The 12,762-nt window shown below is 70.1% G+C and carries 12 protein-coding genes; 9 read left to right on the top strand and 3 right to left on the bottom strand.

Annotated elements, in window-relative coordinates:
- The first annotated feature begins 32 nt into the window (after nucleotides 1-32).
- The 5 genes from QRN19_RS01790 (at nucleotide 33) to QRN19_RS01810 (ending at nucleotide 4,033) form a co-directional block, all read left to right on the top strand.
- A complete protein-coding gene (locus QRN19_RS01790; protein ID WP_285024858.1) occupies nucleotides 33-1,151 on the top strand; it encodes an AI-2E family transporter in 1,119 nt (372 codons plus the stop codon).
- Between the two features lie 47 nt (nucleotides 1,152-1,198).
- On the top strand, nucleotides 1,199-1,642 hold the full coding sequence (locus tag QRN19_RS01795) for a DUF3592 domain-containing protein (protein WP_285024859.1): 444 nt from the start codon (nucleotides 1,199-1,201) through the stop codon (nucleotides 1,640-1,642).
- A 205-nt stretch (nucleotides 1,643-1,847) separates the two neighbouring features.
- Entirely contained in the window at nucleotides 1,848-2,462 is a 615-nt protein-coding gene (locus QRN19_RS01800) for a hypothetical protein (RefSeq protein ID WP_285024861.1), read from the top strand.
- A 144-nt stretch (nucleotides 2,463-2,606) separates the two neighbouring features.
- On the top strand, nucleotides 2,607-3,374 hold the full coding sequence (locus QRN19_RS01805) for a YcnI family copper-binding membrane protein (protein ID WP_285024862.1): 768 nt from the start codon (nucleotides 2,607-2,609) through the stop codon (nucleotides 3,372-3,374).
- On the top strand, nucleotides 3,374-4,033 hold the full coding sequence (locus tag QRN19_RS01810) for a copper resistance CopC family protein (protein ID WP_285024864.1): 660 nt from the start codon (nucleotides 3,374-3,376) through the stop codon (nucleotides 4,031-4,033). Before QRN19_RS01805 ends, QRN19_RS01810 begins: the two co-directional genes overlap by 1 nt.
- A 129-nt stretch (nucleotides 4,034-4,162) precedes the next feature.
- Here QRN19_RS01810 and QRN19_RS01815 read toward each other — a convergent pair whose 3' ends face one another.
- Nucleotides 4,163-4,819: a fasciclin domain-containing protein gene (locus QRN19_RS01815; RefSeq protein WP_285024866.1), complete on the bottom strand. Its 657-nt coding sequence runs from the start codon at nucleotides 4,817-4,819 to the stop codon at nucleotides 4,163-4,165.
- A gap of 208 nt (nucleotides 4,820-5,027) precedes the next feature.
- Between QRN19_RS01815 and recQ the strand changes: the two genes are divergently transcribed.
- The 4 genes from recQ to pip all read left to right on the top strand — a co-directional run bounded on the left by recQ (nucleotide 5,028) and on the right by pip (nucleotide 11,277).
- The gene (gene recQ / locus QRN19_RS01820) at nucleotides 5,028-7,031 is read left to right on the top strand and encodes a DNA helicase RecQ (RefSeq protein ID WP_285024869.1); all 2,004 of its coding nucleotides are present in this window, start codon (nucleotides 5,028-5,030) and stop codon (nucleotides 7,029-7,031) included.
- Between the two features lie 161 nt (nucleotides 7,032-7,192).
- Nucleotides 7,193-9,274: an acyl-CoA dehydrogenase family protein gene (locus QRN19_RS01825; RefSeq protein WP_285024872.1), complete on the top strand. Its 2,082-nt coding sequence runs from the start codon at nucleotides 7,193-7,195 to the stop codon at nucleotides 9,272-9,274.
- A 90-nt stretch (nucleotides 9,275-9,364) separates the two neighbouring features.
- Complete coding sequence (gene ypfJ, locus QRN19_RS01830) at nucleotides 9,365-10,252, top strand: KPN_02809 family neutral zinc metallopeptidase (protein ID WP_285024874.1); 888 nt, start codon at nucleotides 9,365-9,367, stop codon at nucleotides 10,250-10,252.
- A 65-nt stretch (nucleotides 10,253-10,317) separates the two neighbouring features.
- Entirely contained in the window at nucleotides 10,318-11,277 is a 960-nt protein-coding gene (pip, locus tag QRN19_RS01835; RefSeq protein WP_285024875.1) for a prolyl aminopeptidase, read from the top strand.
- A gap of 111 nt (nucleotides 11,278-11,388) precedes the next feature.
- Here the strand turns inward: pip and QRN19_RS01840 are convergent, their stop codons facing one another.
- Nucleotides 11,389-12,111, bottom strand: coding sequence for a polysaccharide deacetylase family protein (locus QRN19_RS01840; protein ID WP_285024876.1), 723 nt, complete (start codon nucleotides 12,109-12,111; stop codon nucleotides 11,389-11,391).
- Nucleotides 12,112-12,214: 103 nt separating this feature from the next.
- Complete coding sequence (locus QRN19_RS01845) at nucleotides 12,215-12,685, bottom strand: FAD synthase family protein (protein WP_285024877.1); 471 nt, start codon at nucleotides 12,683-12,685, stop codon at nucleotides 12,215-12,217.
- Nucleotides 12,686-12,762 lie beyond the last annotated feature (77 nt).

Genomic DNA, 12,762 nt, shown 5'->3' on the forward strand with positions numbered 1-12,762 from the left:
CCGGCTCCGCCGCTGCCGAGATTGGGGATCCCATGGGCCTGTTCGACAAGCATGAGGACGCACCGGAGCCGCTCGCCCGCGGCCTCTGGCACGACCGCATCGGCACGTTCGCGACCCGGAGCATCCAGACGCTCGCCATCGTCGCGGTCGCCGCGCTGATCGTCTTCGCGCTGACGCAGCTCTCGCTCGTGATGATCCCCGTCGTCATCGCACTCATCCTCGCCTCGGCGATCTACCCGCTCATGCGGTGGATGCGGTCGAAGGGACTCCCGTCGATCCTCGCCACCTGGATCGCCCTCGTCTCGATCCTCGTCGTCCTCGGCGGCATCGGGTGGCTCATCGTCTGGGCCGTGCGGAGCCAGTGGGACGACCTCGTCGACTCCGCCTCGAAGGGCTTCGGGCAGCTGCAGGACTGGCTCGGCACCCTGCCGTTCGACATCGACGAGAAGCAGATCGAGGACGCCAAGCAGACCGCGGTCGACTTCCTCACCTCGAGCCAGTTCGGCAGCGGGGCGCTCGCCGGCGTCTCCGCGACGGCGAGCTTCCTCACCGGCCTGGTGCTCATGGTCGTCGTCCTGTTCTTCTTCCTCAAGGACGGGCCGCGGCTCTGGGAGTTCCTGCTCCGCCCCTTCACCGGAACCGCGTACGACCGCGCCAAGCGCATCGGCGGCAAGACGGTGGACACCCTCGGCGGGTACGTGCGCGGCACCGCGACGATCGCCGCCGTCGACGCGATCGGCATCGGCGTCGGTCTCGCGATCATCGGGGTCCCGCTCGCCCTGCCGCTCAGCGTCATCGTGTTCCTGACCGCCTTCATCCCGATCGTCGGTGCGACCGCCGCCGGTATCCTCGCGGCCCTCGTCGCACTCGTCGCCAACGGTCCGGTCGCCGCCCTCATCGTCGTCGGCATCGTCGTGCTCGTGAACCAGCTCGAGGGCAACTTCCTCCAGCCCGTCGTCATGGCACGCTCGCTCAAGCTGCACGCCCTCGTCGTCCTCCTCGCCCTGACCGCCGGCACCATCCTCGGCGGCATCGTCGGCGCGGTCCTCGCCGTCCCGATCGCCGCGGTCGCGTGGGGCATCATCGGCGTCTGGAACGGTCCGGACCAGCCGGCCGAGCCCATGCGGCAGAAGCGACCCGAGTCCGTCTGAGCGAGGCCGTCCGAGTCGTGGGCCCGCCCGCCGGATAGCATGTGATCGTGGACCCCCACGATCTCCTCGGCCTCGTCTTCGAGGTCTTCACCTGGATCGGCTTCGGCAGCGCCGTCGTCGTGCTGATCGCCATGCTCATCGCGCGGGCTGCAGACGGCAGCTGGGTGGAGACGCACGGGGTCATCGTGGACCTGCCGGACGACGCGGGCGGCGGGGACATCGATCGAGGTCCGGGGCGCGAAGTCCGTTGGATGACCGAGGCGGCCGAGCTGTACTCACGACCCGTCACGGATGCGGAGTTCGACGCGCTGCGCGACCCCGAGGAGCCGAACGTCTTCTACGCCCGCCGGGAACCGTCGCGCGCACGCTTCCGCCGGACGGCCGACCACACGAGAGCGCTCCGGCTGCTCTTCGGCGTGACCTTCGGCATCGGCGTCGTCTGCTCCATCGCCTCGATCGTGCTGTTGTTCGTCGCCGACACCGGGGCCTGACCACCCGCTCCCCGGTCCCTGACCACCTTCTCCCCGGTCCCTGAGCACCCCCTCCCCGGTCACTGAGCCTGTCGAAGTGCCCCCGTGTGACCCGCTTGTGCGCGGGCCGATCGTCCGGGCCACCCGTCGAAGGGCCTCCACCACTCGGGTAGGCTGTGAGCACGAGCGTCGACACCTGGTCCGCTCGCTCTCCCGGAGGCATCGCATGACGGAACGGTGGGCCCGTGTCGCCCGCGGCACCGCCGCAGCCGCGTTCGCCACCTTCGCCGCCGCCCTCTCGCACACGATCGGCGGAGCCGCCGCACCGTCCGCGTTCGTGCTCCTCGTCGGCGGGACGTTCGCCGTCCTCGTCTGCGTCCTGCTCGCCGGCCGCCGCATCACCGCACTCGGGGTCGTGGCATCCGTGCTCGTGAGCCAGCTCGGCTACCACGCGCTCTTCACCCTCGTCCCGAGCACCGTCAGCGCCACGGTCGCATCCGGCGGTGCGACCGGCCCCGCCAACTGGCACCGGCACGGAGTCGTCGAACTGGCGACCGGCGGTGCCACCGCAGCGCACACCCACGGCGACACCACGATGTGGGCGGCGCACCTCGTGGCGGCCGTCGCGACCATCGCCGCCATCCTGTTCGCCGAACGCGCCACACTCGCCGCGCTCGCCGCGCTGACCGTCCGGATCCTCGCCCGCCGTTCGGCACCGACGCACCTCGTCCCCGCGCCCCGTCGGGTTCGCTGGGTCCGGGTCAACCGTCGTCCGCGCAACCTCGGCGTGGTCCTGCTCCACCTGCGACACCGCGGTCCGCCGGCGCTCGCCGCCGCCTGACCGACGCAACACCCTCCGACCGGGACGGGTGCCGTGCGTGGCCGGGTCGGCCGCAGCGCAGCAGCACCCTTCGGCGCGCCATCCGGCGTGAGCCATCCCCTTTCCGCACGCTCGACGTCGTGCGGAGCAGTCGACAGGACGATCATGAACGCAACCACCTCCCGCCCCACCTTCCGCAAGCCCGCCGTGCTCGGTGCCGTCGCCATCGGCGCCGGAGCCCTCCTCGCGGTCGGAGCGCCGCTCGCCGCCAGCGCCCACGTCAGCGTCACGCCGACCTCCACGGCCGCCGGCTCGTACACGGTCCTGAGCTTCGCCGTCGGTCACGGCTGCGACGGTTCGCCCACGACGAGCCTCTCCTTCGAGATCCCCGAGGAGATCAACGCCGTGACGCCGACGGTCAACCCGAACTGGACCATCGACAAGCAGATGGCTCCGCTCGCGAAGCCCATCACCGACAGCCACGGTGAGCAGCTCGCCGAGCGCGTCGGCACGGTCGTCTACACGGCCAAGACGCCGCTCGCCGACGGTTACCGTGACACCGTCTCCTTCCAGGTCCAGCTGCCCGCCGACGCCGAGGGCAAGACCCTCGTCTTCCCGGTGACGCAGACGTGCGAGGTCGGCCAGACCGACTGGACCGACGTCGCGAAGGACGGGCAGACCGAGGACGACCTCGAGTCCCCGGCGCCGGTCGTCGTCGTGACCGCTGCAGAGGCCGGCGACCACCACGGTGGAGCCGCCATGGACGACGACGGTGACGGCGACCACACCGAGGCCGCCGCGTCGTCCGACGCCGGCAGCACCGACGTGTTGGGCCGCGTCCTCGGCATCGCCGGCCTCGTCGTCGGAGCCGCGGGCATCGTGATCGCCGCGTCCGCCCGTCGCGCCGCGTCCGACGCGAAGCGCCAGGCCTGATGACGGTCTCCCGTCGCCGCCGCTTCGTCGGCACCGCTGCGACCGCGTTCCTCGCGGTCGCGGCGGTGCTCGCCGTGGCCCAGCCGGCCTCAGCGCACAACACCATCGTCTCGACGACGCCGGCCGAGGGGTCGACGATCACGGAGCAGCCGGAGCAGCTCGTCATCACGACGAACGACAACCTGCTCGACCTCGGGGATGCCGGCCAGTCCAACCAGATCCAGGTGACCGGCCCGGGCGATGAGCGACTGTACTACGGCTCCGCGTGCGCAGCGGTGAACGGGCCCGCGCTCGTCATGCCGCTGCAGCTCGGTGAAGCGGGTGAGTACACCGTCGTCTGGCAGCTCGTCTCGACCGACGGCCACCCGCTGTCGGGCAGCTACACCTTCGAGTGGGCGCCGGCCGAGGGCCAGGAGCTCGCGGCGGGGAGCGAGAAGCCCGCGTGCGCGACGAGTGGCGCCTCCACGGTCGAGCCCTCATCGGAGGCGGGCGGTGTCGAGCCGCAGTCGTCGTCCGACGGCGGGTTGAGCGGCGATGTGTGGTGGATCGTCGGTGCGATCGGCGTCGTCCTGATCGCCGGCATCGGCGTGCTGCTCGTGACCCGGCGGAAGCCGGAGGCGCCTTCGGACGACCAGGGCACGGACACCTCCGCGCCCTGAGCCGCACCCGTTCCGGTCCCTGAGCTCGTCGAAGGGTCCCGACACAACGGAACAGCCCCACCATCCTCGAGAGGATGACGGGGCTGTTCCATTGTTACCGGTGTAGCGTGCGGGTGAACCCGCGGTCGGCTACTTTGCCGGCGGCATCAGCACCGAGTCGATGAGGTACACGGTCGCGTTGGCGGTCTTGACGCCACCGCAGATGACCTTGGCACCGTTGACGGTGATGTTGTCACCCGAGCCCTCGACCTTGACGGTTCCACCCTCGACAGTGGTCTGCTCACCGTCGATGTCGGACGGAGCGATCTGGCCGGGGACCACGTGGTACGTGAGGATCGAGGTCAGCGTCGCAGCGCCCTCAGGGGTCTTGAGGCTGTCGAGCGTGGCGGCGTCGATCTTCTTGAAGGCGTCGTCGACCGGGGCGAAGACGGTGAACTCGGAGCCGTTCAGCGTGTCGACGAGGTTGACGTCGGGGTTCAGCTGGCCGGAGACCGCAGCGGTGAGCGTGGTCAGCAGCGGGTTGTTGGACGCGGCGACGGCGACGGGGTCGGCCGACATGCCGGCGACGGAGCCTGCACCGTCCGGGACGGCGTCAGCGTAGGCGGCGCAGCCCGAGCCGACGAGGTCCGCTGCGGGGTCTGCAGCCATCGACTCGGTGGGAGCGGAGCTCGGCTCCATCGAGGAACCGCTGTCGGAGCTGGAGCCGCTGGAACAGGCTGCGAGGCCGAAGGTCGCGACGGCGGCGAGTGCGAGCACTGCCATGTGGTTTCGCTTGATGGTACGCATGTGATTCTCCTTTGATGAGGTATGGACCGGTTGTCGAGTGCCTCTCAGAACCGGCCCTCGATGACACTTCGGAGCCCCCACGGGGGTGGTTTGGAAAAAGATCCGATCGCGTGTCAGATGGGGTCGCGCATTAAGAGGAGCGAAATTCTTCGGATCGGTTCCTGTGGAGGGGCACCGGGGTGTCAGCTGCTGCGGCTACGATCGACGGATGAGCTGGAGCACCGAACCCGACTGGATCCCGGACGACGCGGACGCTCCCGACGACTTCGACGCCCCACCGCCCGACGACGCGTACCTCGGCGGTGGTGTCGCGTGGGGGAGTGGAGCGGTCACGTCCGCTTCAGCCGCTCCGCCCGCAGCGGCTCCGGTGGCCGCCCGTGCGGCGGGCCAGAAGTTCGCCACGGCACAGGAGGCACTCCACACCGTCTTCGGGTACGACGCGTTCCGCGGCGAGCAGCAGCAGATCATCGAGCAGGTCGCCGGCGGCGGCGACGCGGTCGTCCTCATGCCGACGGGTGGGGGCAAGAGCCTCTGCTACCAGATCCCCGCGCTGCTCCGGCCGGGCACCGGTATCGTCGTCTCCCCGCTCATCGCGCTCATGCAAGACCAGGTCGACGCACTCCTCGCCGTCGGCGTCCGCGCCGCGTTCCTCAACTCGACGCAGGATCCCGCCGAGCGTTCCCGGGTCGAACAGGCCTACCTCGCCGGCGAGCTCGACCTCCTCTACGTCGCGCCCGAGCGCCTGAGCTCCGAGGCGACGCGGCGGTTCCTCGGCCAGGGCACCATCGCCTTGCTCGCGATCGACGAGGCGCACTGTGTGTCGCAGTGGGGGCACGACTTCCGTCCCGACTACCTCATGCTCGGCGAGCTCGCCGAACGCTGGCCCGACGTCCCGCGCATCGCGCTCACGGCGACCGCCACCGAGGCGACGCACCAGGAGATCACGCAGCGGCTCCACCTCGGCGAGGCGAAGCACTTCGTCTCGAGCTTCGACCGCCCGAACATCCAGTACCGGATCGTCGGCAAGAACGAGGTCCGCAAGCAGCTCGTCGCGTTCGTGAAGGAGCAGCCGGCCGGCACCGCCGGGATCGTCTACTGCCTCAGCCGCAAGACGGTGGAGCAGACGGCGCAGCTGTTGCGCGACAACGGGGTGGACGCCGTGGCGTACCACGCCGGACTCGACGCCTCCGTGCGTGCGGCTGCGCAATCGCGCTTCCTCCGCGAGGACGGCGTCGTGGTCGTCGCGACCATCGCCTTCGGCATGGGGATCGACAAGCCGGACGTCCGCTTCGTGGCCCACGTCGACCTCCCGAAGAGTGTCGAGGGCTACTACCAGGAGACCGGCCGTGCGGGGCGCGACGGCGAGCCGTCCATCGCCTGGCTCGCCTACGGCCTGCAGGACGTCGTCCAGCAGCGACGCATGATCGCCGAGTCACCGGGCGACCTCGCGCACCAGCGCAACCTCAGCGCCCACCTCGACGCGATGCTGGCCCTCTGCGAGACCGTCGACTGCCGTCGGGTCAACCTGCTGCGCTACTTCGGTCAGCCCTCCACGCCGTGCGGCAACTGCGACACGTGTCTCGAACCCCCGGTCACCTGGGACGGCACCGTGCCGGCGCAGAAGCTCCTCTCGACGATCGTGCGCCTGAAGCGCGAGCGCAACCAGTCCTTCGGCGCAGGGCAGATCATCGACATCCTTCGCGGCAAGCGCACCGACCGCGTCGCCCAGCAGCGGCACGACGAACTCGCGACCTTCGGCATCGGTGAGGACCTCAGCGACCAGGAGTGGCGCGGCGTCGTCCGTCAGCTGCTCGCACGCGACCTCCTGGCCACGGTCGGCGAGTACGGCACGCTCGGACTCACCGAGGGGAGTGCCGAGGTGCTCGCCGGCAACCGGCCCGTCGCCATGCGCCGTGAGCCGGAACGCGCCGCACGCTCCTCGTCGAGGTCGTCCTCCCGCTCGTCGCCCGCGAACGTCGAGCTCGAGCCCGCCGCGGCCGAGCTGTTCCAAGCACTCCGTGCCTGGCGGGCCGGTGTCGCGAAAGAACAGGGCGTCCCCGCCTACATCGTCTTCGGCGACGCGACACTGCGGGAGGTCGCGACCGCGAAGCCCGACTCGCTCGGTGCGCTCGACGGCATCAGCGGCATCGGCGCGAAGAAGCTCGACGCCTACGGGCAGGCGCTCATCGAGGTCGTCGCCGCCAACGCCTGACGCCGCTCCTGAGAGCGAGCTGCGACAGCTGTGGGGGAGGACCAAGTCGATCGACGACGATCGGGCGAGCCCTTGTCCACATCCCACAGGCGCTCTCACCCATCGTTATGACAGTCCTACCATTGTCGGAGGTTTTCATGGGTGAAAGGCAGGACACAGCGATGGTCGACACAGCGATCCGGACGAGCGTCAGCGGTACCACGGCAGCGACGGTCGAGGTGGCGCCGTCCGACGCGCGGATCGATGTCCCGGCGCTCGCGCACCAGCTGCTCGGCACCTGGCCGGAGGCCCGGCTCGCGTCGCGGGAGCTCGCGGCCAAGCCGGAGATGCAGCGCATCGAGGGGCAGTCGATGGACGACCACCGCGATCGCGTCTTCCACCAGCTGAAGCTCCTCGTCGACAACGGCCAGGTGCTCAAGGCGTTCCCGAAGCGCCTCGGCGGCGCCGACGACCACGGCGGCAACATCGCCGGGTTCGAGGAGCTCGTCCTCGCGGACCCGTCCCTCCAGATCAAGTCCGGCGTCCAGTGGGGACTCTTCGGTGCGGCGATCCTGCACCTCGGCACCGAGCTGCACCACGACGCGTTCCTGCCCGGCGCGATGAACCTCGACGTCCCCGGTGCCTTCGCGATGACGGAGTCCGGTCACGGCTCCGACGTCGCCTCGATCGCGACCACCGCGACGTACGACCCGGAGACCCAGGAGTTCGTCATCGACACCCCGTTCCGCGCGGCGTGGAAGGACTACCTCGGCAACGCGGCCGTGCACGGCAAGGCGGCGACCCTGTTCGCGCAGCTCATCACGAACGGCGTGAACCACGGCGTGCACTGCTTCTACGTGCCCATCCGCGACGACGAGGGTGCCTTCCTCCCCGGGATCGGTGGCGAGGACGACGGCCTGAAGGGCGGGCTCAACGGCATCGACAACGGCCGACTGCACTTCACCGGCGTCCGCGTGCCGCGCACCAACCTCCTCAACCGCTACGGCGACGTCGCCGAGGACGGCACCTACTCCTCGCCCATCACGAGCCCCGGGCGTCGCTTCTTCACCATGCTCGGGACGCTCGTCCAGGGCCGCGTGTCGCTCGACGGAGCCGCGACGTCGGCCTCCGCGCTCGCCCTGCAGATCGCGATCACCTACGGCAGCGAGCGTCGGCAGTTCAACGCGGGCAGCGACACCCAGGAAGAGGTCATCCTCGACTACCAGCGCCACCAGCGCCGGCTCCTGCCCCGCCTCGCGACGACGTATGCGCAGATCTTCGCCCACGACCGACTGCTCGTGAAGTTCGACGAGGTGTTCAGCGGCAAGGCCGACTCGGACGAGGACCGTCAGGATCTCGAGACGCTTGCGGCGGCCCTCAAGCCGCTGTCGACCTGGCACGCGCTCGACACGCTCCAGGAGGCGCGCGAGGCGTGCGGTGGCAACGGCTTCCTGGCGGAGAACCGCCTCACCGGCCTGCGCGCCGACCTCGATGTCTACGCGACGTTCGAGGGCGACAACAACGTGCTCCTGCAGCTCGTCGCCAAGCGACTCCTCACCGACTACAGCCGGAAGTTCGCGAAGGTCGACGCCGGTGCCCTCGCCCGCTACGTCGTCGAGCAGGCGACGGACCGCGCCGTGCACAGCAGCGGGCTCCGGAGCCTCGCCCAGACCGTGAAGGACTTCGGCTCCACGGCACGCTCGGTGAGCCAGCTGCGCGACACGAACGTCCAGCGCGAGCTGCTGACCGAGCGCGTCGAGTCGATGATCGCCGAGGTCGCGACGAAGCTGCGCGGAGCGAACAAGCTCTCGAAGCAGGCCGCAGCCGATCTCTTCAACGCGCACCAGAACGAGCTCATCGAGGCCGCGCGGGCCCACGGCGAACTCCTCCAGTGGGAGGCCTTCACGGAGGGTGTCGAGCAGATCGAGGATCCGGGCACCAAGCAGGTCATGACGTGGGTGCACGACCTCTTCGGGCTGTCGCTCATCGAGAAGCACCTCGCCTGGTACCTCATCCACGGGCGCCTCTCGCCGCAGCGCGGCCAGGCCGTCAGCGCGTACGTGGACCGCCTCATCGCCCGGTTGCGTCCGCACGCCCTCGACCTCGTCGAAGCCTTCGGCTTCGCCCCCGAGCACGTGCGCGCACCCATCGCGACCGGTCAGGAGGCGCAGCGCCAGCAGGAGGCCGCCGACTACTTCGCCGCGCGTCGTGCGTCGGGCGACGCACCCGTCGACGAGAAGACGCTCACCAAGAAGTCCCGCTGACCGCACGCGGTTGAGGGGAGGCGGATCGTCGTCCGCGCAAGGGGCGGGCGACGATATGCCTCACCTCGCGCTGAGCGATAGGGTGCCGACATGACGTTCAACGACAACGCCGACATCAGCGGGAACAAGGTCAAGCGACGGGGCCGCACGACGGGCATCGCCGTGGGTGGCGGTGCCGTCGGCGTCATCGTCATCGCGCTCATCTCGCAGTTCCTCGGCGTCGACGTCTCAGGCATCCTCGGCGGCGGCGGTGTCGGCGGGGGCCAGCAGGAGGAGAGCCAGCTCTCCGACGAGTGCAAGACCGGCGCCGACGCGAACGCGAACGTCGACTGCCGCATGGGAGGCGCCTACTCGTCGCTCGACGCCTACTGGGCCGAGGAGTTGCCCGCGCTCGGTGCCGACTACACCTCGCCGGCGGACTTCATCATCTTCGACCAACAGACGAACACCGGTTGCGGTGCCGCCACGAGCGCCACCGGCCCGTTCTACTGCCCGCCGGACCAGACCATCTACATCGACACGAGCTTCTACGCCGAACTGCGCGACCGCTTCGGTGCCTCGGGCGGACCGCTCGCCGAGATGTACGTCGTCGCCCACGAGTGGGGTCACCACATCCAGGCGCTCACCGGCATCATGGACCGCGCCGACCGCAGCGGTACGGGTCCGGCCTCGGACTCCGTCCGCATCGAACTGCAGGCCGACTGCTTCGCCGGTGCTTGGGTCGCGGCGGCGTCCGACACCGAGGACGCGAAGGGGGTCGCCTTCCTGAAGCCCGTGACCCAGCAGGAGATCGACGACGCGCTGAGCGCCGCGGCGGCCGTCGGTGACGACCGCATCCAGGAGGCGGCGACCGGCCAGGTGAACCCCGAAGCATGGACCCACGGCTCCGCCGAGCAGCGCCAGCGGTGGTTCATGACCGGCTACCAGTCCGGTCCGTCGGCGTGCGACACCTTCTCGGTGTCCGCCGACCAGCTCTGACCGGCGTGCCGGGTGCGGCATGCTAGGTGAGACACATGTCGTGAACACAGGAGGAAGTGGACCGTATGGGTGAGCCGTATCCCGAGATCGAGCCGTACGAGACCGGCATGCTCGACGTCGGCGACGGGCAGTCGCTGTACTGGGAGACCTCCGGCAACCCCGACGGCAAGCCCGTCGTGTTCCTCCACGGCGGCCCGGGCGGCGCGACCAGCCCCATCCACCGTCGGCTCTTCGACCCGAAGCGCTACCGCATCGTCCTCGTCGACCAGCGCGGCTGCGGCAAGAGCACCCCGCACGCGAGCGACCCCGCAGCCGACCTGTCGACGAACACCACCTGGCACCTCGTCGCCGACCTCGAGGTGCTCCGCAAGGCGCTGAAGATCAAGCGCTGGATGGTGTTCGGCGGGTCCTGGGGCTCGACCCTCGCGCTCGCGTACGCCCAGAAGCACACGAAGCGCGTCACCGAGCTCGTGCTCCGCGGCATCTTCACGCTGCGCGACGCCGAGCTCGACTGGTTCTACGAGGGTGGTGCCTCCGCGGTCTTCCCCGACCTGTGGGAGGGCTACCTCGAGCCGATCCCGGTCGGCGAGCGCCGCCACCTCATCGAGGCCTACCACCGGCGCCTGTTCGACGAGGACCCGGCCGTCCACGGACCTGCGGCGGTCGCCTGGTCGCGGTGGGAGTCGTCGACGATCACCCTGCTGCCGCAGGAGGAGACCGTCGCCCGGTTCACCGACCCGCACTTCGCAGTGGCGTTCGCGCGCATCGAGAACCATTTCTTCACGAACAAGGGCTGGTTCGAACCCGAGCAGCTCATCCGTGACGCCGGCAAGCTCGCCGGGGTGCCCGGCGTGATCGTCCAGGGTCGCTACGACATGTGCACGCCGGTCTTCACCGCGTGGGACCTGCACCGGTCGTGGCCGGATGCGGACTTCACGATCGTCCCAGACGCGGGGCACGCCTTCGACGAGCCGGGCATCCTGTCGGCGCTCATCGACGCGACGGACCGCTTCGCGAAGGACTGAGGGGCGGGGTCGGTCTCGGATAACGCCCTTCGACAGGCTCAGGGACCGGGTGTGGGCTCAGGGACCGGGTGTGGGCTCAGGGACCGGGGTCGGCTCAGGGACCGGGGGTGATCACTCCGTGAAGCGCGCCCGGCGGACGGCCTTGCCCGCCCGGAGCGCTTCGCCGAGCGAGCGGCCGACGAGGCCCTCGCGGGCAAAGCCGCTCAGCAGCTCGGCTGCGAGCGCGCCGCGGTCGACCTCGGGCTCAGGGCCGTCGTCGACGCCGTCGGCCGGGCCGGCGAAGCCGTCGTGGGCGAGCAGGATCGAGCCCTGGTGGCAGTGCCGCACGGCGTGGGCGACGCGCTCGTGCTCGCCGACGTCCTTGACGTCCCAGGCGGTCGCCGTCCACAGCACCGTCTGCAGACCGGCTCGTTTGACGGCCTGCCAGGTCTCGATGCTCTGCGCGCCGTAGGGTGGCCGGAACCACTCGATCGGCTGGCCGCTCAGCTGTTCGAGCTCCTGCTTGGCCGCGAGGGTGCGCCGGTAGGCGACCTCCTCGGAGAAGTCGGTGAGGCGCACGTGGTCGTCGCCGTGCAGCGCGAGTTCGTGCCCACCTGCGACGATGCGTTCGAGGAGCTCCGGGTACTTCCGCGCGCGGCCGACGAGGACGAAGAACGTCGCGGTCGCGCCGGCTTCGGCGAGGGCGTCGAGAACCCCTGGCGTGCCGTCGGGACTCGGACCGTCGCCGTAGGTCATGACGACCGTGTGCTCCTCGGTGGCGACACCGACGATCGAGCCGTGGACGGGCAGCGAACCGGTGAGGCGCGCGAGCAGCGCCTGCCGAGCCTTCGTCATGTGTCCACCACCCTGTGCGTTGATCCGTCCAACAGTACCCCGCTGTCGTGGCGAAGGGCATCGCGGGCGCTGCGGCGGAGGGGACGGTGTGGAGGGGCGGGTGTCAGGCCTGGACGAGCGTGGTGTCGAGCTCGCGTTGCTCCTCGAGCTGGGCGAGCGCACGGCGGAGCGCGGTGCTCGAGGTGCTCATCGTGTACGGGAAGTAGACGACCTCGACGCCGACCTTGGCGAACTCGGCTTCGAGCCGGAGCCCCTCGGCGGTCCCGCGCCAGTCGTCGCCCTTGAAGAAGATGTCGAAGCGCAGCGCCTCCCAGGCCTGGAGCTTGTCCTCCCAGGTCTCCTCGACGGCCTCGTCGACGAAGCCGATGTGGCGCACGATCTCGAGTCGCTCCGTGAGGGGGACGACCGGCTCGATGCGCTTGCGGGTGCGCAGCAGTTCGTCCGAGACGACTCCCGCGATGAGGTAGTCGCATGCGCTCTTGGCGTGACGGAGGATGTTCAGGTGACCGACGTGGAAGAGGTCGAAGGCCCCTGCGGCGTAGCCGACGCGTCCGACGGTGCTTCGATCGGTCATGCTGTCGCCCCCTGGCTGATTCGTGGTGGTGTGCGCACGACGTCGGCTGATCGACGACGGTGCTCGGCGCGTCCATC

The sequence above is a fragment of the Plantibacter sp. ME-Dv--P-122b genome, from assembly GCF_030209375.1.
In the GTDB taxonomy this organism is placed as follows: domain Bacteria; phylum Actinomycetota; class Actinomycetes; order Actinomycetales; family Microbacteriaceae; genus Plantibacter.